This is a genomic window from Flavobacterium sp. RHBU_3, from assembly GCF_046613565.1.
In the GTDB taxonomy this organism is placed as follows: domain Bacteria; phylum Bacteroidota; class Bacteroidia; order Flavobacteriales; family Flavobacteriaceae; genus Flavobacterium.
On sequence record NZ_JBKJHC010000001.1, the window covers coordinates 391,083 to 412,094 of the forward strand.

The 21,012-nt window shown below is 43.3% G+C and carries 21 protein-coding genes and 1 riboswitch; of the genes, 13 read left to right on the forward strand and 8 right to left on the reverse strand.

Features of this window, described 5'->3' with window-relative positions:
- Nucleotides 1–44: 44 nt before the first annotated feature.
- The 3 genes from metH to ACLI1A_RS01830 are packed head-to-tail and all read right to left on the reverse strand — an operon-like array spanning nt 45 to nt 4,129.
- Nucleotides 45–2,744 (reverse strand): methionine synthase, encoded by a 2,700-nt coding sequence (gene metH / locus ACLI1A_RS01820; protein ID WP_411405470.1) that lies wholly within the window; start codon nt 2,742–2,744, stop codon nt 45–47.
- A complete protein-coding gene (locus tag ACLI1A_RS01825; RefSeq protein ID WP_411405472.1) occupies nt 2,741–3,100 on the reverse strand; it encodes a four helix bundle protein in 360 nt (119 codons plus the stop codon). Before ACLI1A_RS01825 ends, metH begins: the two co-directional genes overlap by 4 nt.
- A gap of 27 nt (nt 3,101–3,127) precedes the next feature.
- Complete coding sequence (locus ACLI1A_RS01830; protein ID WP_411405474.1) at nt 3,128–4,129, reverse strand: homocysteine S-methyltransferase family protein; 1,002 nt, start codon at nt 4,127–4,129, stop codon at nt 3,128–3,130.
- A 99-nt stretch (nt 4,130–4,228) separates the two neighbouring features.
- Nucleotides 4,229–4,334: riboswitch (SAM riboswitch) on the reverse strand.
- Nucleotides 4,335–4,454: 120 nt separating this feature from the next.
- Here ACLI1A_RS01830 and ACLI1A_RS01835 point away from each other — a divergent pair.
- Nucleotides 4,455–4,988, forward strand: a complete 534-nt coding sequence (locus ACLI1A_RS01835; protein WP_411405476.1) for a hypothetical protein — start codon at nt 4,455–4,457, stop codon at nt 4,986–4,988.
- A gap of 10 nt (nt 4,989–4,998) precedes the next feature.
- On the opposite strand, the gene ACLI1A_RS01840 is transcribed toward ACLI1A_RS01835, so the two are convergent.
- From ACLI1A_RS01840 to ACLI1A_RS01855, 4 genes are all read right to left on the reverse strand, one after another.
- The gene (locus ACLI1A_RS01840) at nt 4,999–5,550 is read right to left on the reverse strand and encodes a DinB family protein (RefSeq protein WP_411405478.1); all 552 of its coding nucleotides are present in this window, start codon (nt 5,548–5,550) and stop codon (nt 4,999–5,001) included.
- A 41-nt stretch (nt 5,551–5,591) separates the two neighbouring features.
- Entirely contained in the window at nt 5,592–6,116 is a 525-nt protein-coding gene (locus ACLI1A_RS01845) for a Crp/Fnr family transcriptional regulator (protein ID WP_411405480.1), read from the reverse strand.
- Between the two features lie 51 nt (nt 6,117–6,167).
- Complete coding sequence (locus ACLI1A_RS01850; protein ID WP_411405482.1) at nt 6,168–6,692, reverse strand: hypothetical protein; 525 nt, start codon at nt 6,690–6,692, stop codon at nt 6,168–6,170.
- Between the two features lie 437 nt (nt 6,693–7,129).
- A complete protein-coding gene (locus ACLI1A_RS01855; RefSeq protein WP_411405484.1) occupies nt 7,130–7,564 on the reverse strand; it encodes an OsmC family protein in 435 nt (144 codons plus the stop codon).
- A gap of 1,065 nt (nt 7,565–8,629) precedes the next feature.
- Here ACLI1A_RS01855 and metK point away from each other — a divergent pair.
- From metK to ACLI1A_RS01895, 8 genes are all read left to right on the forward strand, one after another.
- Entirely contained in the window at nt 8,630–9,880 is a 1,251-nt protein-coding gene (gene metK, locus ACLI1A_RS01860; protein ID WP_411405486.1) for a methionine adenosyltransferase, read from the forward strand.
- A gap of 137 nt (nt 9,881–10,017) precedes the next feature.
- Nucleotides 10,018–10,377: an S-adenosylmethionine decarboxylase family protein gene (locus ACLI1A_RS01865; RefSeq protein ID WP_411405488.1), complete on the forward strand. Its 360-nt coding sequence runs from the start codon at nt 10,018–10,020 to the stop codon at nt 10,375–10,377.
- Nucleotides 10,378–10,380: 3 nt separating this feature from the next.
- Nucleotides 10,381–11,613 carry a DUF4178 domain-containing protein gene (locus ACLI1A_RS01870; protein ID WP_411405490.1) on the forward strand — a complete coding sequence of 411 codons (1,233 nt, stop codon included), beginning with the start codon at nt 10,381–10,383 and terminating at the stop codon, nt 11,611–11,613.
- A gap of 3 nt (nt 11,614–11,616) precedes the next feature.
- A complete protein-coding gene (locus ACLI1A_RS01875) occupies nt 11,617–11,817 on the forward strand; it encodes a hypothetical protein (protein ID WP_411405492.1) in 201 nt (66 codons plus the stop codon).
- Nucleotides 11,818–11,837: 20 nt separating this feature from the next.
- The gene (locus ACLI1A_RS01880; protein WP_411405494.1) at nt 11,838–12,059 is read left to right on the forward strand and encodes a DUF350 domain-containing protein; all 222 of its coding nucleotides are present in this window, start codon (nt 11,838–11,840) and stop codon (nt 12,057–12,059) included.
- Entirely contained in the window at nt 12,052–13,572 is a 1,521-nt protein-coding gene (locus ACLI1A_RS01885) for a polyamine aminopropyltransferase (RefSeq protein WP_411405496.1), read from the forward strand. The genes ACLI1A_RS01880 and ACLI1A_RS01885 overlap by 8 nt, the downstream gene beginning before the upstream one ends.
- Complete coding sequence (locus ACLI1A_RS01890) at nt 13,520–15,166, forward strand: FAD-dependent oxidoreductase (protein ID WP_411405498.1); 1,647 nt, start codon at nt 13,520–13,522, stop codon at nt 15,164–15,166. The genes ACLI1A_RS01885 and ACLI1A_RS01890 overlap by 53 nt, the downstream gene beginning before the upstream one ends.
- Nucleotides 15,144–16,169, forward strand: coding sequence for a hypothetical protein (locus ACLI1A_RS01895; protein WP_411405500.1), 1,026 nt, complete (start codon nt 15,144–15,146; stop codon nt 16,167–16,169). The genes ACLI1A_RS01890 and ACLI1A_RS01895 overlap by 23 nt, the downstream gene beginning before the upstream one ends.
- Here the strand turns inward: ACLI1A_RS01895 and purU are convergent, their stop codons facing one another.
- Nucleotides 16,170–16,997 carry a formyltetrahydrofolate deformylase gene (purU, locus tag ACLI1A_RS01900; RefSeq protein WP_411405502.1) on the reverse strand — a complete coding sequence of 276 codons (828 nt, stop codon included), beginning with the start codon at nt 16,995–16,997 and terminating at the stop codon, nt 16,170–16,172.
- A 567-nt stretch (nt 16,998–17,564) separates the two neighbouring features.
- Between purU and ACLI1A_RS01905 the strand changes: the two genes are divergently transcribed.
- From ACLI1A_RS01905 to ACLI1A_RS01920, 4 genes are read left to right on the forward strand one after another with little or no spacing between them, the layout of a single operon-like run.
- Nucleotides 17,565–18,425, forward strand: a complete 861-nt coding sequence (locus tag ACLI1A_RS01905; protein ID WP_411405504.1) for a prephenate dehydratase — start codon at nt 17,565–17,567, stop codon at nt 18,423–18,425.
- Nucleotides 18,422–19,567: a pyridoxal phosphate-dependent aminotransferase gene (locus ACLI1A_RS01910; RefSeq protein WP_411405506.1), complete on the forward strand. Its 1,146-nt coding sequence runs from the start codon at nt 18,422–18,424 to the stop codon at nt 19,565–19,567. Before ACLI1A_RS01905 ends, ACLI1A_RS01910 begins: the two co-directional genes overlap by 4 nt.
- Before the next feature lie 49 nt (nt 19,568–19,616).
- Nucleotides 19,617–20,516, forward strand: a complete 900-nt coding sequence (locus tag ACLI1A_RS01915; protein ID WP_411405508.1) for a prephenate dehydrogenase — start codon at nt 19,617–19,619, stop codon at nt 20,514–20,516.
- Between the two features lie 35 nt (nt 20,517–20,551).
- On the forward strand, nt 20,552–20,980 hold the full coding sequence (locus ACLI1A_RS01920; RefSeq protein ID WP_411405510.1) for a hypothetical protein: 429 nt from the start codon (nt 20,552–20,554) through the stop codon (nt 20,978–20,980).
- The last annotated feature ends 32 nt before the right edge of the window (nt 20,981–21,012 follow it).

The following is a 21,012-nucleotide window of genomic DNA, read 5'->3' on the forward strand; positions in this document are numbered from 1 at the left end:
TTTAGATTGCTGATTGCCAACAACCAATAACTAACAACCAACAACTAATCTGCTATATTAGGATTCAGCCATTTGTTGGCTACATCTATACTTACGTTTCTTCGTTTTGCGTAGTCCTCTACCTGATCGGCTTTTATCTTTCCAAGCCCAAAGTACTTACTCTGCGGATTTGCAAAATAATACCCCGATACCGATGCCGCCGGCCACATGGCAAGGCTTTCGGTAAGTTTCACACCAATCTGCTTCTCTACATCCAGCACTTCCCAAATAGTATTTTTTTCCAAATGGTCCGGGCAGGCAGGGTAGCCCGGTGCCGGACGTATCCCTTCATACTGTTCCTTAATCAGGTCGGTGTTACTAAGGTGCTCGTCTGCGGCATAACCCCAAAGTTCTTTACGCACTTTTTCGTGCAGGTATTCGGCAAAGGCTTCCGCAAATCTATCGCCCAGTGCCTTAGCCATAATGGAATTATAATCATCATGTACCTGCTCAAATTCGGCCGCTTTTTCATCTACACCAAAACCGGTGGTAACACAAAATGCACCCATGTAATCCTGCTTGCCGCTTTCTACGGGAGCCACAAAATCTGCTAATGCAATGTTTGGCGCGCCTTTGGTTTTTTGCGATTGTTGCCTTAAACTTAAAAAAGTAACCAATGGCTCACCGGATTCATCAGAAAGGGCAATATCATCATCATTAACGGTATTCGCCGGGAATATCCCGAAGATGCCTTTGGCTTCAAACCAGTTTTCATCTACTATTTGCGTTAGCATTTTCTGGGCATCGTCAAAAAGTGATTGCGCCTGTTCGCCTACCACATTATCCGTTAGTATAGCCGGGTACTTGCCGTGCAAATCCCACGTCTGGAAAAACGGCGTCCAGTCGATATACGGAACCAATTCCTCTAACTTCGGGTATATGGTTTGTACGCCCAGCTGTTTCGGAACATAAGGTGTATAAGCATCCCAGTCTATTTTAAACTTGTTTTTACGGGCATCAGCTATACTAAGGAAATCCTTTTCACGACTACGGTTTAGGTAGCCCTCACGTAGTTTGTCGTATTCCTGGCGGATGTCTTTAGCGTAATCTATCTTATTCGCGTTAAGCAGGTTGCCTGCCACGGTTACGGCACGGCTGGCATCGTTAACGTGTATCACCGTTTCGCTGTATTCCGGGGCGATTTTTACCGCAGTATGTGCGCGGCTGGTCGTGGCGCCGCCTATCATTATTGGTATGGTAATGTTAAGGCGTTCAAGCTCTTTGGCAAGGTATACCATTTCGTCAAGCGACGGGGTGATAAGCCCACTCAGGCCGATGATGTCTACCTGTTCCTTAACAGCGGTTTCTATGATTTTTTCGGGCGGAACCATTACGCCCAAATCGATGATTTCAAAATTGTTACAGGCCAGTACTACGCTTACAATGTTTTTGCCAATGTCGTGCACATCGCCTTTTACAGTAGCCATAAGTACTTTACCGGCACTCGAAGACTTGCCGTCTTTTTCAGCCTCGATAAATGGTAATAAATATGCCACTGCTTTTTTCATTACACGAGCCGACTTTACTACCTGTGGCAGGAACATCTTACCCGAACCAAACAGGTCGCCCACCACATTCATACCCGCCATAAGGTTAATTTCAATAACCTCAATAGGTCGGGTGGCTGCAAGGCGAGCTTCTTCCACATCGGTTTCTATAAACTCATCAAGTCCTTTTACCAGTGCATGGGTTAGGCGTTCCTGTACCGGAAGGCTACGCCATTCCTGTGCCTGTTTTTCGGTAACTTTTACGTCGCCTTTTATATTTTCGGCAAAAGCCAAAAGACGCTCGGTAGCATCATCCCGGCGGTCCAGGAGTACGTCCTCTACGTGTTCCAGCAAGTCTTTATTTATGTCGTCGTATACCTCAATCATCTCAGGGTTTACAATACCCATATCCATACCGTGCTGTATGGCGTGGTACAAAAATGCCGAGTGCATGGCCTCGCGCACCTTGTCGTTACCACGGAAGGAGAACGACACGTTACTCACCCCGCCGCTTACGTGGGCGTAAGGGAGGTTGGTGCGTATCCATTTGGCAGCCATGAAGAAGTCAATCGCGTTGCGGCGATGTTCTTCCATACCGGTGGCTACCGGGAAAATATTCGGGTCGAAAATAATGTCTTCCGGAGGGAAGCCTACTTTTTCAACCAATATATCGTAACTGCGTTTACATATTTCTATACGGCGCTCGTAGGTATCGGCTTGGCCTACCTCGTCAAACGCCATGATGATGGCTGCTGCACCGTAGCGTTTTATTTTTTTGGCGTGGTCTATAAACAGTTCCTCGCCTTCTTTAAGGCTTATTGAGTTTACCACACTTTTACCCTGAGCCACTTTTAGTCCCGCTTCAATGATTTCCCATTTAGAGCTGTCTATCATTAAAGGCACGCGGGCAATATCAGGTTCAGATGCTATTAGGTTCAGGAATTTGGTCATCGCATACACACCATCCAGCATTCCCTCGTCCATATTCACGTCGATAATCTGCGCGCCGCCTTCAACCTGCGCACGAGCAATATCGAGTGCTTCCTCGTATTTTTCTTCTTTGATTAAACGCAGGAACTTGCGCGAACCGGTTACGTTAGTACGTTCGCCCACGTTTATAAAGTTACTTTGTGGGGTCACTATAAGTGGTTCTAAACCGGACAAGCGTAAATAACGGTTGTTGGTTGTTGGTTGTTGGTTATTGGTAACTTCACTCATGCCTGCATCTTCTTGTAATAATTAATAAAACCGTTTAAAAGCCTTTTGCATGATTGAATTAATCCAACAAGCTCTTCAAATTCTTTTTCATTTAAATATTTTTGGTCTAAAGCCAAATAACATTGTGTTTCAAGTTCAAATAAAGATCCTCTGGCAATATGGAGGAAATGTATTGTTTCTTTGGTGGTTTGCCTGCCACATCCTTCAGCTATATTTGAAGGCACCGATACGGCACACCTCCTCATTTGGTTTGTTAGTCCGTATATTTCTTCCTTCGGAAATTGTTTTGTTATTGTGTAAAGGACATTGGTCAATTTTCTTGCTTCAACCCAAACATCTAAGTTAGTATATACCATATAAGTTCTCGTTCTGTCCAACAACTATCAACCAACAACCAACAACCTTCTAGGCTCATATTCAGCAGCAACATCTGCTATCAATTTTATGTGTTCGGGAGTCGTCCCACAACAACCGCCAATTATATTAATCAGGTTGTCATCAAGGTATTCCCTAATGAGTGCCTGCATTTCTTCGGGTGTTTGGTCGTACTGGCCAAAGGCGTTTGGTAATCCTGCATTTGGGTGTGCCGAAACACTAAATTGCGTGTTGTGCGCCAACCTGCGCAGGTAGGGTTTTAGCTGGTCTGCGCCCAGGGCACAGTTAAAGCCTACGCTTAATAACGGTATATGCGAAATGGAAATCAGGAAAGCCTCTACCGTTTGCCCGCTTAGCGTACGCCCACTGGCATCGGTAATTGTACCGCTCACCATAATAGGAATATCGAGGTTACGTTCGTCCTTCACTTCCTCTATGGCAAAAAGCGCTGCCTTGGCGTTTAGTGTATCGAATATGGTTTCTACCAATAGAATGTCAGAACCACCATCAATCAGTGCATTAACCTGCTCTTTATAAGCAATACGAAGGTCGTCGAAGGTTACGGCGCGGTAGCCTGGGTCGTTCACATCGGGGCTCATGCTGGCGGTACGGTTAGTAGGGCCTATAGAGCCCGCTACAAAGCGAGGTTTGTCGGGGTTGGCAGCGGTAAATTCGTCAGCTACTTCCCTCGCTAGGCGCGCCGACTCATAGTTTAGCTCGTACACAAGGTCTTCCATGTGGTAATCGGCCATGCCTATGGTAGTGCCACTAAAGGTATTGGTTTCCACAATATCGGCTCCGGCAGCAAAGTACTGGCGGTGCACATCTTTAATGGCTTCGGGTTGGGTAAGGCTCAGCAGGTCGTTATTGCCCTTAAGCGGGTGCGGAAAATCCTTAAAGCGTTCGCCGCGAAAGTCTTCTTCGGTAAAATTATGGCGCTGCAGCATGGTTCCCATGGCTCCATCAAGTATCAAAATGCGTTTAGCAAGCGCGTTGTGTATCGGTAACATTAGTTTCAGGTTTAAAGTTTCAAGTTGCTCAAAGCACTTAAAATTTGTTTCTAAAATTATGTCATCAGGTGGGGTAGAAGGGAGGAAGAAATTCCGTTTCTGTTATCTATCCGCGTTTTACTTGGTAGAATGTAGCACCTTCTTTACAGGGAAAGGGTTGCTAAGGCTTCGCAGGGTCTAATCCCTCCACCTTTCGTGATAACATGTTGCAATTGTGTTAAAGAACACTGCAAAAGTAATATATAGATTTGTAGAAAGCAAATAATTGTTATGGGACTAATTAGGAGGTGATTTTTATTAAATTTACGATTCAAACCACAACCATATGAAACTATTATATTCCTTTCTGATTTTATTCATTATTGCATTTAATGTAAACGCACAGGAACCAAAAAAAACGCAAGCAACGGTTTTAATAGATAAATTAAGTTGGGAATCCCTGCCCATAACCTGTAACTATGCTTTAGTACTTAAGGAAACAGATTCTGTTTCAAATGAGTTGGTCAAATTGGGAAAGCCAGTAGCAGCAGAATTGCTTACGGCAATTAAAAGCCCTGAAAAATCCGCAGCAATCCATGTTATACTTACTCGTATTTATGAACCGAAAAAAGGAGGCTTAGGTACAGTTTATATTTATAAGTGTAAAGAACCTGTAGGTTGGCATTATGTGTATAATGGATTAACCTGGCAATGGCTTACTGAAGGTGGTGATTCAATATCGCAACCTGAAATTGATAAGATATATCAATATTGGTACAATAAAATAATCCTTCATAAAAAAGGACATCTTGATAAATATGAAGTGATTTTTGAAAGATTAAGGGCAGAAGATGAAGTGCAATATCCTTGTGAAAAGTAAAAAACCAACCCTAAGCTGCTTTTGCTCCTGCAAGTGCCTGTTCGGCCTGTTGCAGGTGCCTGATGTTATGATTGATGATGAACCGGAAAACATCGCCCAGCTTTAACTGTATAAGGCTGGAAATGGATGTTTTTATTTTTACCCTGTTAAGGCTTACTTTTTGTGCCAGCTCCATAAGGCGGATAAGCTCCTGCTGTTGCAGTATAAACCGCTCTATAACTGCTGTGTCAAGGTTAGTGCTTATGGGGTTTTTATCTTTAAACGTCTTCATTTTTTTCAGCTTTCCCTTTGGCAGCATGCTTTTGGCAAAGTAATCGCCTAGCAGCCCGGGTTTAAATACCGGTTCGGTTTGCTGCGCAGCTTTTTTTATCCTCTTGTCAATTTCCGGTAGGTAAAAATCACCGTACAGGTTCAGGTGTTCCAGGCATTCTAATGCGTTCCACGCGCCGGGTGCCGGTCTTTGGACAAGTGTGTTGAGGTCTGCTGTTTGGAATGCCTGCGCAGTTAGTATAGCCTTTTTTGTTTGGGCTATAAGTTCTTTAAGTAATAGTGCTGATTGCATAGTGCTATTATTTTACAGGGCAAATGTCGGTAAGCCGGTTGTTATTTTCCTTGATTGAAATCAACACTTTTCAGTCGCGATAGGGTTTCGGGGGTCATACGCAGGTAGCTGGCTATATAGCGGTGCGGTATCTCCTGGAATAACTGCGGGCTGCGCCCCATTACCCTGCGGTAACGCTCTAGTGGCGATGTTGTAAGGATGTCTACCTCGCGCTCCATTTGCTGTACAACCAGGTTTTCCAGTACGCTTATCCACCAGTTACGGTTAGCATCTTGTTGCAGGAAGTTGTCCATTTGTGCTTTGGTAACAACTTTTACAACGGTTTTTTTTATGGCCTGTATGTAAAATGCCGATGGTTTCCCTGTTAAAAACGAGTCAAGCGACACCACAAGGTTGTTTTTGTACCCAAAACGGATGATTTGTTCTTCACCCTCATCCAGTACAAAAACCTTTATACTGCCGCTTTCTATATAGTATACATTGGTGTCAATGCTGCCGCCTTCCTTTAAATAACCATTGCGGTTAAGGGTAATGGTGGTTTCGGCAAGGGCAATGATTTCGTTCATATTGGTTGTAAGTTGTAAACCAAATGTACAAAATCGGCATAAAAAAGCAGCCTATGCGGCTGCTTCCTTTGTTTTTCCGGCTACTTGCAGTACGGCATCATACAGCGCATTGCCTGCGGCAGTGGCATCGCCGGGTACCGATGGTATAAAACGGTAGCCCAGCCCGCGGGTTTCGGTAAGGAACTTAATGCCCTTTTCGAAATTCTCAGGCAGGTACTGCACCGTTTCGTTAATCGATACAATGCTGAAGCCCGTGCGTACCAGCGTAGGGTACTCGGCAGGCAGGTCGGCACTTGGCGTGGCATCTACAAAAATTACGTTATGCAGGTCGTGCTCCAGTACATACTCTACCACATCGTCTATCTTAAACGGAATGGCAAAACGTATAAAGTTGGCTTCCCATGCATAGCCGTCGGCGTCTTTCTCAAAAAAGGCCACACTGCTGTTAGTAATCACCGGAAAACGGATGTCGGGCGCGGGTGTGGTAATATCCTCGCGTCCGTTTAGTACTTTATTGATGAGGGCGCTTCCGGCGTTTCCGATACCGAAGAGCAATATGTTTATTGTATTTGGCATAATATATTGTGTATTTTTTCTTTCCGAAGGAAAGTCTTTGTGTTCTTTAATAAGTATTTTGGGTAATCATCATTGCTTTGTGAACCCTGTGAAAAGCCTTAGTGCTCCTTGTGGTAAAATCCCTCGCAAAGGCGCTAAGCCGCAAAGACGAGTGTTTAAGCTGTGAAAAAGAGAGAAACTGCCTTTGGTGCCGACCCAAAGGCAGGTCTCAAACAAACAAACAAAAAACAACTTAAAACAAACTTATGAGTCTTAATCCTGCAAGGTTTCTAAGGCCTTGTAGGTTTTATTTTTTACAACTTCGGTTTTCTTCCATTCCGAGTGTAGCGCAGCGTAGTCGAGGAATCTCTAATCTCAATCATTTTCTTCTCTTTTGAGATGTCTCCGCTCCACTGCGTTCCGGTCGACATGGAAGAAGAACCGCAGTTTATATATCGTTAATTCACCGCTGTGTATTCCTTAAACAGGTTAAGGCTTACGGGGGTATTGCTTACCAGGGTATCATAAACCGGGCTGCGGAACTGTACTTCGTCCATCCACTGTTGCAGGGTGGCCAGGGGTGCCGCAGCCGCCGGCCTAAGGGTTATCTCTATTTTGTCGAAGCCTGGGCGCTCTGAGGGCAAGGCGCTCATGCTGCCTGTAATCTCTACCTGTAACGACTTTAGTACTATACCCAGTTCCTTAGCTACTGCCTGGCCCAGTGCATTGATGCAGCCTGCAAAGCCCGCCAGTATATATTCATACGGGTTTGGGGTTTGCTGTACATACTGCGTAGCACTTTGGCTTATACGCAGGTCGGTATTAGATGTTTTTACTACAAACTGGCTGTTTTGGCCGGTGTAGCCCAGTACGTTTACAGATTGAGTTTTCATAAGGCGTGTATTTAAAAATGGATAACCGGATTTACTGTTAAAAACAAAAGGCTCTTTCGGAAATATGTTACCAAAAGAGCCTTTGCACCTGAATTATAAACTAAGTTTATACCGACGGCCAATCTGGTAACTGCATATATTTCGCCTGCATCTGCCACGATGGGGAACAAATGAGCTGCATGCAATTAATATGTTTGACTGTGGTGTTCATATCTCTTTTATAAATTATATCTTATTTATTCTTAACAAAAAAGCCCCTGTATTTATTGTACAGGGGCTTTGTATTATTTATGGTTATAAAACTTAAACCGTATACAAAAAGCCCCCGGCTGCGGATTGTTTCCACATCGCCTGAACCGAAATATTGCAAATGGTGTGTTTCATAAACTTTTTTACCTCTGTGATTTTTATATTGTCAAATATCTAAACTATTTTTTGATTTACAAAATTATTTTTCAAACTTTAACATTTTTGTTTTAATTTAGTTTGTGTTAAGTTATTTTTGTTGAAAACAAATTAATATCCCCTGTAGGCCTCCCCTTAGTAGCTAAGGGGAGCAGGGTAGTTTAATTTGAGTTAGTTAAATTTTTACTATTGCTGCTATTACGGCAACAAAAAAGCCTTCCGGTTGCGGAAGGCTTTGTGTATATTTAAATGACGAACTTTAAAATTATACAATAGTGCTTTCCGCGGAACCGTTCCACATCATAATACAGCAGCTATAGGACATTGTAAATTTCATCTTCTTTTTTCGTTTTCTTGTAAGGCAAACTTCGGGACTATTTTTTAATCTGCAAAGCTAAATTTCAAAATTTAACATTTATAAGGTTCATTACAAGTGTTTTAAATACTATAGTATTTAAGTAGAGTAATAAAAATTTTCGTAACTAAAAATTAACCTTATGTTTTTTTTATTCGTTTAACCTTTATACCTTTGCAGCCGAATAATTCAGAGGAAAGATTTGTACTGATTGCAACCTCACAAAAAAATGCTAAAGCAGGACATAACTCCTTCCTTTAGCCGTTGCAGGCAGCATACCTTTCCCTCAAATTGTAGACGATACTATGGCATATTTATTTACGTCAGAGTCAGTGAGCGAAGGGCATCCTGACAAAGTAGCTGACCAGATTTCGGACGCACTGATTGATAACTTTTTAGCTTTTGACCCGGAATCTAAAGTAGCCTGCGAAACGCTTGTAACTACCGGTCAGGTTATCCTGGCAGGTGAGGTAAAAAGCAAAACCTACCTTGACGTGCAGCAGATAGCACGCGATGTAATCAAGAAAATTGGCTATACAAAAAGCGAATATATGTTTGAGGCTAACTCGTGTGGGGTGCTTAGTGCCATACATGAACAAAGCCAGGATATTAACCAGGGCGTAGACCGTGCTACTAAAGAGGAGCAGGGTGCAGGCGACCAGGGTATGATGTTTGGCTATGCTACAAACGAAACCGAAGACTATATGCCACTGGCACTAAACCTGAGCCACAAGCTACTACAGGAACTGGCTGCCCTTAGGCGCGAAAACGACCAGATTACGTACCTGCGTCCTGATGCTAAGAGTCAGGTAACGCTGGAGTATGATGATAACAATAAACCGGTGCGCATAGATGCTATTGTAGTGTCTACGCAGCACGATGATTTTGCCGACGAGCCTACAATGCTTGCCAAAATCAAGGAGGATATCCTAAACATCCTTATTCCAAGGATTATAGAGAAAAACCCTCAGTACGCTTACTTGTTTAATGATGCTATTACCTACCATATAAACCCTACGGGTAAGTTTGTAATTGGTGGCCCTCACGGCGATACAGGTCTTACAGGCCGTAAGATTATTGTAGATACCTACGGTGGTAAAGGTGCCCACGGTGGAGGTGCATTTAGCGGTAAAGACCCAAGCAAGGTAGACCGTAGTGCTGCTTATGCTACCCGCCATATAGCTAAAAACCTTGTGGCTGCCGGTGTAGCCAGCGAAATACTGGTGCAGGTTTCTTACGCTATTGGTGTGGCTAAGCCTACAAATATTTATGTAAATACTTATGGTACATCAAACGTAAGCCTTACTGATGGCGAAATTGCCAAAAAAGTAGAAGCTATTTTTGATATGCGCCCTTATTTTATAGAACAACGCCTTAAGCTGCGTAACCCTATTTACAGCGAAACTGCTGCTTACGGACACATGGGCCGCAAGCCAGAGGTGGTTACTAAAACCTTTACAGCACCGGGAGGTGAAGCCAAAACGGTAGAAGTAGAACTGTTTACATGGGAAAAGCTTGACCACGTAGAGAAAGTTAAAGAGGCCTTTGCGCTTTAATTTGAATATTTATCTTAGTTTATATAGACAGCTCCGTGAAAACGGGGCTGTTTTGGTTTTATGCGGTGAATATTTTTACAGTTCCATTGTTATTTTGCCGATAAAAAATATCTTTGAAAAAAATCCGCTAACCAATAATGCAACATCAATACTCGGCGGGCCTGCACAAGCTGCTAACCCTAAAAACCGATACTACCGATAAGCTTACCGACCCTGAAGGCTTCAGGATGCTTACCCAAACCATACTGCGCACCTACGGGCTTGTGGAAGTAGGCTATTCATGCCATGTGTTCGATAACGGGAGTTTTACAGCAGCAGTATGCCTTATGGAGTCGCACATCTGCATACATACCTGGCCCGAATTTAGCCAGCTAACGCTTGATGTGTACCTGTGTAATTATATGGCCGATAACAGCGATAAGGTGCGTACTGTTGCTAAAACATATACCGATTACTTTGGCGGGGTTATTATTAACGATACCGAAATACACCGCTAAGCCATGGAAGTTACCTGTATAAAATGTAAGCATATAACAACTTTACCGCTGGAAATTACGCTGGTAGATTTTGCATGCCCTAACTGTAGTACACACAGTTCGTATAAAAAGAACCCTAACGGTGAAATCATAAAGCATTTTGATTATGGTTACGATAGGAAGATTGGCCTTAATGTAGGGCAATCGGGAGAGCTTTATGGAGTGCAGTATACCGTAACAGGCATGCTTATAAAACGTGTAGCGGGTACTTACTACTGGAAGGAATTTATCCTTGACGGGGCAAATGGTGAAAGGGCTTTTTTAAGTGAGAGTAACGGTCACTGGATTTTTCTGCAAGAAGAACAAACGGAGTATGATGTTTCGGATTTACCGGAGAAAGTAGATTACCAGGGCAGCATCTTTAAGCTGTATGGAAATGAAAAAACCACTTTGGCTTATGCCGAAGGCGTTTTTGATTATGCCCTGCCCCGCAATTACCAAACCATGACGGAGTATATAAACCCTCCGTATATCCTTTCTTTTGAGCGCGATGAAGAGGGGCAAACCCTTTTTGTAGGCAAACACATTCCGTGGCGTACGGTAGAGAAGGCTTTTAAAATAAGCTGGATGCCCGACAGGGGTGGAGTAGGTGTGGTACAGCCCGGCATGGTAAACTTTATAAACACGGTGCTTATTTTTGCCATAACGGCTTTGCTGCTCATCTTCAGCCATATTTTTATTTATAGAGATAAGGTGCAGGAGAGCCTGCTCATAGACAGGTTGCCTTTTAGCACATACGGACAAAAACCGTATGTAAGCCAATCTTTTGAAGTAACCGAGGCAGCCAGTACCTTGCTGATTGAGCTTAATGCCGATGTAAACAACAGTTGGGCTTACGTAGATGTGGGTCTTGTAAATGAGACTACAGGTGCAGAGGAATATGCAGGTAAAGACATAGAATATTACCACGGTTATGAAGGTGGCGAAAACTGGAGCGAAGGCGATAGTAATGCCGAAATGAATCTGTGTGGCGTGGCTCCGGGTCGCTACCACCTGGTGCTTACGCCGCAAAAAGATAGTAGTGATTTGATAACTACTGTAGTAAATATAAGTGTAACACGTAACCCGCCCAGCAAGAGAAATGTAATAATCCCTATACTGTTTATGGCATTGGCAGCTTTTGGTATTTATAAATGGGCTGGTTACCACGAACGCAAGCGCTGGGAAGACAGCGATTATTCACCCTTTGATGAATAGAATATGGAAATAAAGAACTCGGGCTTTTTTAAGGCCAATATCATAGTGTTGTCCGTTGCCGTGCTGGTATACGCGTACTATTTGTTCACGGCCTTTAGTGGTGGGCGCATTTGCGATTGCGAAACTACCGAAAAATACGCAGGGCAAACCACACGCGGCTCTTATGTGCGTACCGGTGGGGTGCATGGCTTTTATCATAAATAATCAACTATAACAATATTATCATGGAATTAGTAGAATCATTTGGCAGGGGTATCATTGCTTCTGTAATATTTTCTGTTTTAGGGATCGTTATCCTTTTCATTGCATATTTCATCATTGAAAAGCTTACACCCGAAAATACCTGGAAAGAAATTTCTAAGAATAACAATGTGGCACTTGCTATAGTATTTGCATCATTTATCATAGGCATATCCATCATTATCAGCGGAGCCATTCATGGGTAAAAAGTTTTTTAGTTTTGAAATCCTGCTGCTCCTTGCCGTATTTACCATAGCTACGTGCGGCCTGGTATACGAGCTTGTGGCCGGTACCCTGGCCAGTTACCTGCTGGGCGACTCGGTAAAGCAGTTTTCATTCATCATTGGGGTATACCTGTTTTCTATGGGTATAGGCTCGTATTTTTCTAAATTTATAAAGCGTAACCTGCTCAATACCTTTGTAGAAATAGAGTTACTGGTAGGGCTTATTGGCGGACTGAGTTCGGCGCTGCTTTTTGTGTTGTTTGAGAGTGTGGATTATTTTCAGTTCGTGTTATACCTGCTGGTATTTACCACAGGCTGCCTTGTAGGTCTGGAAATTCCACTGCTTATGAACATCCTTAAAGACCGTGTACGCTTCCGCGATCTGGTATCAAACGTTTTTACATTTGATTATATCGGGGCGCTGCTGGCATCCATATTATTTCCATTGGTTTTGGTACCGCAGTTGGGTATCATCCGCACTTCGCTGTTCTTTGGGTTAATCAATATTAGTATTGCCCTGGTGCTGTGTTTTGCTTTAAAAAATGAATTAAAGCGCGTGGCATTCCTTAAGGCGCGTGCCATTTTATGTTTTGGTATTTTAGTAACCGTGTTTATTTTCTCCGAAGATATATTGTCGTATTCGGAGGGTAAGCTTTATGGGGAAAATATCATTTACACCCATTCCACACCCTACCAGCGTATAGTGCTTACGCATAATAAAAGTGATTACCGCCTGTACCTAAACAACAACCTACAGTTTAGTTCTATGGACGAGTACCGCTACCACGAAGCCTTGGTGCATCCGGTTATGGCTGCTGCCAAGAGCGTAGAAAACGTACTGGTTATGGGTGGTGGCGATGGCCTAGCCGTGCGTGAAATCCTGAAATACCCTGAAGTAAAAAACATAACGCTTGTCGATCTTGATGAGGGGATGACCAATCTTTTTAAGACCAATACCATACTTACGGGTTTCAATAAAAACTCCCTGAACAACCCTAAGGTTACCGTGATAAACAGCGATGCCTACATTTGGGCAAAAGTAAGCAAAAAGCAGTACGATGTGGTGATTGTCGATTTTCCTGACCCGTCTAATTACAGTCTGGGCAAATTGTATTCGCTAAGTTTTTACAGAGCGTTGCAGCATATTTTAACGCCCGATGCATTGGTAGTTATACAAACTACCTCACCTTATTTTGCACCCAAATCGTTTTGGTGTATTAACCAAACACTGGCGCAGGTAGTTCCGAAAACCGATGCTTATCATGTATATGTACCATCGTTTGGCGAATGGGGCTACACTATAGCAGCAAATAATGGCAAAGCCGACTTTAATAAACCTGTTCGCAGGGCTAATGAAAAGCTGCGTTTTTACGATTATAACTTCAATAGTCTTAACGGTTTTACTAAAGATATGCGGGCGGCAAACGTAGAAATTAATCGCCTTGATAACCAAATCCTCGTACGCTATTTCGATGAAGAGTGGGGCAGGCTATAACCGTAGGCGCTTTGTAAAGCTGGCTGCTCTTGGCGCACTTGCAGTGCCCATATTAAAGGCATGCGGACAAAAAGTAGCTGCTATGATAGTACGCCTTACGGGTACACGCCATGTGCTGGGACACAGGCTCTGGGCTAAGGATTTCCCGAAGCCTACAGAGAAGATTAGTATACCCTATTTAATTATAGGAGGGGGGATTTCCGGATTAAGTGCTGCGCGCCAACTCACCCAAAAAGGCATTACCGATTTCCTCATTATGGAAATGGAAAGCCATACGGGAGGAAACTCCTCTAATGGTGAAAACAAATATTCTAAATATCCGCTGGGTGCGCATTACCTGCCATTGCCAAATCCTCACGATAAAGAACTGATACGTTTTTTGCAGGAGTCAAAAATCATTACCGGTTTTGATACAAACGGATTACCAGTGTTCGATGAGGAGCAGCTAAGTTTCGATCCTCAAGAGCGCTTGTATTACCGCAATACCTGGCAGGAAGACCTAATTCCGCGCTACGGGAATACAAAGGCGCAGGATACGCAGTTTGCCAAATTTTTTGCTGAAATGAAGCGATTCCGTGAGGGTAGGGGCGCTGATGGTAAGTATTGGTTTGATTTGCCAATTCGTAATGCTTCGACTGATGCAGAAATAAAACAACTCGATACCCTGACCATGAAACAATGGCTGGATAGCAATGGTTTTACAGACGATTCATTACAGGAGTATGTGGACTATTGTTGCCGGGACGATTATGGTTTGGGTATTGCTGGGGTCTCGGCTTGGGCGGGTGTACATTACTTTGCTGCCCGCAAGAACGGTGCTTATAACAAAGACAGCGTGCTTACCTGGCCTGAGGGGAATGCCCATTTGGCTTCATATTTAAAAGAGTATACAAAAGACAAAGTCTTGCTGAACCATCTTGCTTACGATGTAAAAACGGAACGAAATGGCGTAACAATACTGGCTTTTGATGCCGATAAAAAACAGTCAGTATACATACAGGCTGGTAAGGTAATTATGGCTACACCGCAGTTTGTAAACCAATACCTTTTTGATAATAGAAAACCGTTTACTAAAAAATTTACTTACGCACCCTGGCTATTGGCTACACTTACCCTGCGTGATTTGCCCAGCGATGGCTCCTACCCGTTGTGTTGGGACAATGTGATTTATAAAGGCAAAGGGTTGGGGTATATTTACGATCAGCAACAAACCGTAAACCAACTTAACGACCGTATTGTAATTACATACTACTATAGTTTTTCGGATGTTGATACTAAGAAGTCGCGCAAAGAACTGTATAACCGTAATGCAGAGCATTGGAAAGAATTTGTGTTTACCGACCTCGAAAAAGCCCATCCCGGATTGCGAGAATACTGCGATGAAATTCAAATTCACCGCTTGGGTCACGGTATGATTAGCCCGGTGCCGGGTTTTGTAACTTCCAATGAAAAACAACAGGCAGCAATGCCAATTGATGATAAAATATATTTTGCCCACAGCGACCTCTCGGGTATTTCGGTATTTGAAGAGGCGTTCCATCAGGGTATAAACGCTGTAAACCAATTATTGCATGGCTCAACCGTGGATACATAAGGCTAAGACCGACAGCCTGTTCATCCTTTCGCCACCGTTTGTAACGCTGGCGGTGGTACTGTTATGCCAACCCCTGCTCACCCGCCTGGAAAACCATTACTCGTTTTATACCTGGCTGTTTTTTGTGGTGTTTATAGATGTGGCGCACGTTTACGCCACGCTGTTTAAAACCTATTTTGTGCCCGCCGCCTTCCGCGAACGAAAGAAGTTATTACTGGCATTACCGGTTATTTGCTTTGTAATCGGGTTGGTGCTGTTTTTACTGGGCAGTAAGGTATTCTGGGTAACTATGGCGTATGTGGCGGTGTTCCATTTTATACGGCAGCAGTACGGTTTCATGCGGCTGTATGCCCGCAAGGAACCCAAGACGAAATTCAACCGCTATACCGATAGTTTAATTATTTACGCCGCTACGGGCTACCCTATGCTGTACTGGTTTATGAGTCCGCCACGCCAATATACCTGGTTTATGCCGAATGAGTTTTTCTCGTGGCACAACCCTCAGGCGTTACAGGTGTTAACCTGGGTGTATTACAGTATACTTGTGTTTTATGTGCTGCGCACAGCTTACATTGGCTTTAGCCAAAAATATTTCAACATCCCTAAAAATGCCATAATCATCGGTACCGCCCTTTCGTGGTATTTTGGAATTGTGTATTATAATAACGATTTGGTTTTTACACTGCTCAACGTGATTTCGCACGGTATACCTTATATGGGGCTTATTTACCTTAAGGAAATACAACAGCCATCGCAGCCTGTGCCTACCGCATACGGCTACCTGAAACGCTACTGGGGCATTATCCCGTACGTGGCGGTGTTACTGCTGTTTGCCTTTTCAGAAGAATACCTGTGGGAAATCTTCGTGTGGAACGGTCATTTTAACGTTGGCTTAGGTAGCGCAATGCAAAGCTGGCAATTCCTGCTGGTGCCGCTGCTTACTGTTCCACAGTTCACTCATTACATTTTAGACGGCTTTATCTGGAAAAGCAAGAAAGGTTAGTTATTCAAAAACCACCGTTTTGTTACCGTATACAAACACCCTGTCCTGCAATATCAGTTGTACGGCTTTCGCCAAAACGGACTTTTCGATTTCCTTGCCGGCCTTAACCATATCGGCAGGGGTAAACGTGTGGTTTACCGAAATGGTTTCCTGTGCAATGATAGGGCCTTCGTCCAGGCTGTCGGTAACAAAGTGTGCGGTAGCGCCTATGAGTTTTACACCGCGCTCAAACGCTTTTCTATACGGGTGCGCCCCGATAAACGCAGGGAGAAAAGAATGGTGTATGTTAATGACCTGCATAGGATAGGTTGCTACAAAAGCGGGCGACAGTATGCGCATGAATTTGGCTAAAATGATATAATCAAATGTGTAGCTATTTAGTGTACTGATAATTTCCTGCTCAAAGGTTTCTTTGTTCTTCTCTTCATGACTAACAAAGTGGAACGGTATGGAAAAGCGGTTGCACAAATCCTCCAAATCCGGGTGGTTGCCTATAACACACTCCACCGAAGCGCCCAGTGTGCCAAAGTGGTTGCGTACCAGTATATCGCTAAGGCAATGGTATTCTTTAGTTACTAATACCGCTACCTTTTTATCAGGGTTAGGGTTTATGGTAATGCTTGCATCCTGGGGCAGGGCTATAGTAAGGTCGGTTTTAATAGCCGTATAGTCGGCACTGCCTTCGCATACAAAGCGTGCAAAGAACTGGTTGCTGTCCTGGTCTACAAATTCGCGCAGGGTGGTAATGTTCAGTGAATATTCGGCCAATACGTTAGCTATGGTGGCTACAAGGCCTTTGCGGTCGGTACATTGTATCAGTAAAACCATAATGGATTTAGTTTTTGGCAATATAATATTAAGACGTGAATTACACTAATTATTTTATTTCAGGATGGTAGAAGCACACCCCGGCTTTCAGCCACCCACCTTCGGGCTATGGTGTGGACACAAATCGCTTTGTGAACTTTTTTGCTTTCCAAAGGAAAGCCTTCGTGTTCGTATTAAGCATAATTTAGGTCTTTTGTGCCCTTTGTGAAAAACTTTGTGCACCTTGTGGTAGAAAATTCCTCGCAAAGCCGCTAAGTCGCAAAGATGTGTCCACACCATAGTCCTTCGGAGGGGTGCCCGCGGCGGCGGGTGGGGTGGTAAAAGAAATCTTTGGTTAAACAAAAACAACACTTTTCCTTAAAAAAGTTAAAAAGTACTTGCGTGTATTAAAATAATTACTAAATTAGCCTCATACACATAGTAAATATGAACAGCTCAATTTTTTATAACACCTATTTTTATTTCTTCTGGAAAGAGGACAGGGGTTATATGGCTGTATAGTAACAACAGAATTAATACAACAGATATATAATCCCGATGCAAATCGGGATTTTTTTTTGCCTGAAAATGAATACAACAGAAACAACAGCCGCCACGAGCGTAGCCACCAAAATAGCGATACAGGGGATAAAAGGGAGTTTTCACCACCAGGTAGCCGGTGCATGGTTTGGCAACGACGCTCCGCTTGCCGAGTGCATGTCGTTCCCGGCGCTAGTGCAAAGCCTTGTAACTAAGGAGTCGGGGCTGGGCATCATGGCCCTGGAAAACTCTATTGCAGGGAGCATCATCCCGAATTATGCGCTTATAGACAACAACAACCTGCACATTATAGGCGAACATTACCTGAACATCAGCATGAACCTGATGGCGCTACCGGGGCAGACACTAAGCGATATTACCGAGGTACATTCGCATCCTATGGCACTGCTGCAATGCACTGAGTTTTTGGGTCGGTATCCGCACATAAAACTGGTGGAAAGTGCCGATACTGCCGAAAGTGCCCGCTATATCTTCGAAAAAGAAATGAAGGGTATAGCAGCTATTGGTAGCCCCATAGCAGCCGAGTTGTTTGGGTTAGAGGTGTTAGCAGGGAGTATCCACAACATTCAGAATAACCAAACGCGCTTTGTAATTGTAAAGACCCAAAACAGCGTGCTGCCGCCGGAACAAATAAACAAGGCATCGGTAAAGTTTACGCTTGAAGATACACCCGGTAGCCTGGCTACAGTACTGAATGTGATGAACAATTGCAAGCTGAACTTGAGTAAGATACAAAGCATGCCGATAGCCGAAACGCCTTTTAAGTATTCCTTTTTTGTGGATGTGGTGTTTGAAAAATACAAGCATTACCAAAAGGCAAAAACGATTTTAGAACTGATGACTACCCAGTTTAAGGTACTGGGCGAATATAAAAACGGAAAGTTATGATAACAGCAGCCAAAAGGCTCGATGAGGTGAAGGAGTACTACTTTAGCGGAAAGCTGAGGGAAGTGCGCCAAATGATAGCAGAAGGTAAAAAGGTAATCAATATGGGAATAGGCAGCCCGGATTTGCCACCCAGCCCCGCGGTGCTCGATGCGATTTCGGGTTCGTTTAACGATGCCAAAGCCCACGAGTACCAGAGTTATCAGGGACTACCCGAATTGCGTGAAGCCATAGCTTCTTTTTATGCAAACCATTTTGGTGTAAGCCTTAACCCGGTTAACGAAATACTACCGCTTATGGGCAGCAAGGAGGGCATAATGCATATTAGTATGGCATTTCTTAACGAAGGCGACAAGGTGCTGATACCTAATCCGGGGTATCCTACCTACACATCGGCCACTAAGCTGGTAGGTGGTAAGCCTGTGTATTACAACCTAAGTGAAGCCAACGACTGGGAGCCTGATTTTGAGGCGTTGGAACAGTTGGATTTGGCAGATGTAAAAATAATGTGGGTCAACTATCCGCACATGCCCACAGGAGCTAAAGGGAGTAAGGTAATGCTGCAAAAATTGGTTGATTTTGCCAAAAAACACAGTATATTGCTGGTAAACGACAACCCGTATAGCTTTGTTTTGAATACAGACCAGCTTTCTATTTTTCAGGCGGAAGGCGCTAAGGATGTAGCATTGGAACTGAATTCCTTAAGCAAAACCTTTAATATGGCGGGCTGGCGTGTAGGTATGGTTTCGGGTAATGCAACGTTGATTGATGCCGTGCTGAAAGTGAAAAGCAATATGGACAGCGGTATGTTTTATGGTATACAAAAAGGAGCTATAGCTGCACTAAACAGCAGTGATGAATGGTTTAGTAACCTAAACGAAACGTACAACAAAAGGCGCGAGCTTATCTTTACCCTGGCCGATAAATTGGGGTGTACGTATAACCGCAATACCGCTGGCTTGTTCGTATGGGCTAAACTACCCGCAGGCATAGAAAAAGCCGAACCGTATGTAGATAGCATTTTGTACGATAAGCATATTTTCCTAACGCCGGGCACGGTGTTTGGTAGTGCAGGAGAAGGATATGTACGCTTCTCGCTGTGCGCATCTGAAGATGTAATTTCTCAGGCAATACAAAGATTTTAAGGTACAGAACCTGAAACTTTAAACTTTAAACCTGAAACAAAACAAATTAATGAACGTAACCATAATAGGCTTGGGGCTCATAGGCGGTTCCCTGGCGCTTGATATAAAAACAGCCTTTCCTGAGGCGAAAATTTTGGGAGTAGATGCCAGCGATAAGCATGTGGAGGAGGCGTTATTGTTAGGGTTTATCCATCATGGAGTTTGCCTGCACCACAACAATCCGGTAGGCCATGCCGAAACACCGGAAACCCGATTGGCGCACGCCGTAAAGGATGCGGACTGGGTTGTGGTAACCGTTCCGGTTAACCATATTACTATAATGCTACCTGAAATCCTGGATAATATTAAAGACACAGCAATAGTGTTTGATGCCGGGAGTACCAAAGCCGCAATTTGTAAAGCCGTAGAACACCACCTGAAAAGGCGCAATTTTATAGCAACACACCCTATAGCAGGTACCGAGTTTAGCGGGCCATCGGCAGCGATACACGGACTGTTTAATGGCAAAACAAACATTATTTGCGAGGTTGAAAAAACAGCCTTTAAGCTACAGGAAAAAGCGTTGGAATTGTTTAAAAAAATAGGAATGCGCATCCGTTATATGGATCCTGTATCGCACGATACGCACATAGCGTATGTATCGCACCTGTCGCACATCAGTTCGTTTATGCTGGGTAAAACGGTTATTGAAAAAGAAAAGGACGAAACCGACATCTTTGATATGGCGGGCAGTGGTTTTGCCAGTACGGTAAGACTTGCCAAGAGTTCGCCTACCACCTGGGCAAGCATCTTTAAAGAAAATAAAGGCAATGTAACCGAAGCACTGCGGCTGTATATTGCCAACCTACAAAAGTTTCAGCAGCTTTTAGAGCAGGATGATTTTGAAGGTATATATCAGGAAATGGAAGATACAAACAGGATAAAAGATATACTAAACGGGATTAAGTAGGTATTTAGACCCTGAGATAAAAGATAATAGACGATATGGAGAATCTTGATTTAGATGATTTTACGAGTGGTTTTTCTGTTAAGAAATGGAAAATTGAAAAAGGTAGCTTAACTAAAAACAATTTTGATTCTTTCAATATTGTTATACCGATATCAAAATTTGTGATAGACGGCGAAATCGTTGAAACTTCTATTCGTCTTGAATTTATAGAACTTGTAGAGCCAATTTCAAATTTGGTTGGCAAAACGGTTGTGTTTCCTCTTAATCCTGAAGAGGGATATATAGACGGTTCGGTTTATCTTAGAAGTGTACACAATCCTGTAGATGTAACAGAAATTCGGTTTGATAATATTGAGAGTAATATTCTTTCATTAGAAATAGTAATGCGATTTGATTTTGAATATGAAGGCATTGGTTTTGAGAATGAAAGTCTTACAGAAAAATTTGTTTTAGAGTTAGTATAAAAAATAGACAATAAAAAATATAAAATAAAGAG

Coding starts and splice junctions, on each gene's coding strand:
- ACLI1A_RS01835 (WP_411405476.1), top strand. CDS start 4,455: ATGAAACTATTATATTCCTTTCTGATTTTATTCATTATTGCATTTAAT.
- ACLI1A_RS01885 (WP_411405496.1), top strand. CDS start 12,052: ATGGGTAAAAAGTTTTTTAGTTTTGAAATCCTGCTGCTCCTTGCCGTA.
- ACLI1A_RS01905 (WP_411405504.1), top strand. CDS start 17,565: ATGAATACAACAGAAACAACAGCCGCCACGAGCGTAGCCACCAAAATA.
- ACLI1A_RS01855 (WP_411405484.1), bottom strand. CDS start 7,564: ATGAAAACTCAATCTGTAAACGTACTGGGCTACACCGGCCAAAACAGC.
- metH (WP_411405470.1), bottom strand. CDS start 2,744: ATGAGTGAAGTTACCAATAACCAACAACCAACAACCAACAACCGTTAT.
- ACLI1A_RS01870 (WP_411405490.1), top strand. CDS start 10,381: ATGGAAGTTACCTGTATAAAATGTAAGCATATAACAACTTTACCGCTG.
- ACLI1A_RS01915 (WP_411405508.1), top strand. CDS start 19,617: ATGAACGTAACCATAATAGGCTTGGGGCTCATAGGCGGTTCCCTGGCG.
- ACLI1A_RS01865 (WP_411405488.1), top strand. CDS start 10,018: ATGCAACATCAATACTCGGCGGGCCTGCACAAGCTGCTAACCCTAAAA.
- ACLI1A_RS01850 (WP_411405482.1), bottom strand. CDS start 6,692: ATGCCAAATACAATAAACATATTGCTCTTCGGTATCGGAAACGCCGGA.
- ACLI1A_RS01825 (WP_411405472.1), bottom strand. CDS start 3,100: ATGGTATATACTAACTTAGATGTTTGGGTTGAAGCAAGAAAATTGACC.
- ACLI1A_RS01920 (WP_411405510.1), top strand. CDS start 20,552: ATGGAGAATCTTGATTTAGATGATTTTACGAGTGGTTTTTCTGTTAAG.
- ACLI1A_RS01895 (WP_411405500.1), top strand. CDS start 15,144: ATGGCTCAACCGTGGATACATAAGGCTAAGACCGACAGCCTGTTCATC.
- purU (WP_411405502.1), bottom strand. CDS start 16,997: ATGGTTTTACTGATACAATGTACCGACCGCAAAGGCCTTGTAGCCACC.
- metK (WP_411405486.1), top strand. CDS start 8,630: ATGGCATATTTATTTACGTCAGAGTCAGTGAGCGAAGGGCATCCTGAC.
- ACLI1A_RS01830 (WP_411405474.1), bottom strand. CDS start 4,129: ATGTTACCGATACACAACGCGCTTGCTAAACGCATTTTGATACTTGAT.
- ACLI1A_RS01845 (WP_411405480.1), bottom strand. CDS start 6,116: ATGAACGAAATCATTGCCCTTGCCGAAACCACCATTACCCTTAACCGC.
- ACLI1A_RS01875 (WP_411405492.1), top strand. CDS start 11,617: ATGGAAATAAAGAACTCGGGCTTTTTTAAGGCCAATATCATAGTGTTG.
- ACLI1A_RS01910 (WP_411405506.1), top strand. CDS start 18,422: ATGATAACAGCAGCCAAAAGGCTCGATGAGGTGAAGGAGTACTACTTT.
- ACLI1A_RS01840 (WP_411405478.1), bottom strand. CDS start 5,550: ATGCAATCAGCACTATTACTTAAAGAACTTATAGCCCAAACAAAAAAG.
- ACLI1A_RS01880 (WP_411405494.1), top strand. CDS start 11,838: ATGGAATTAGTAGAATCATTTGGCAGGGGTATCATTGCTTCTGTAATA.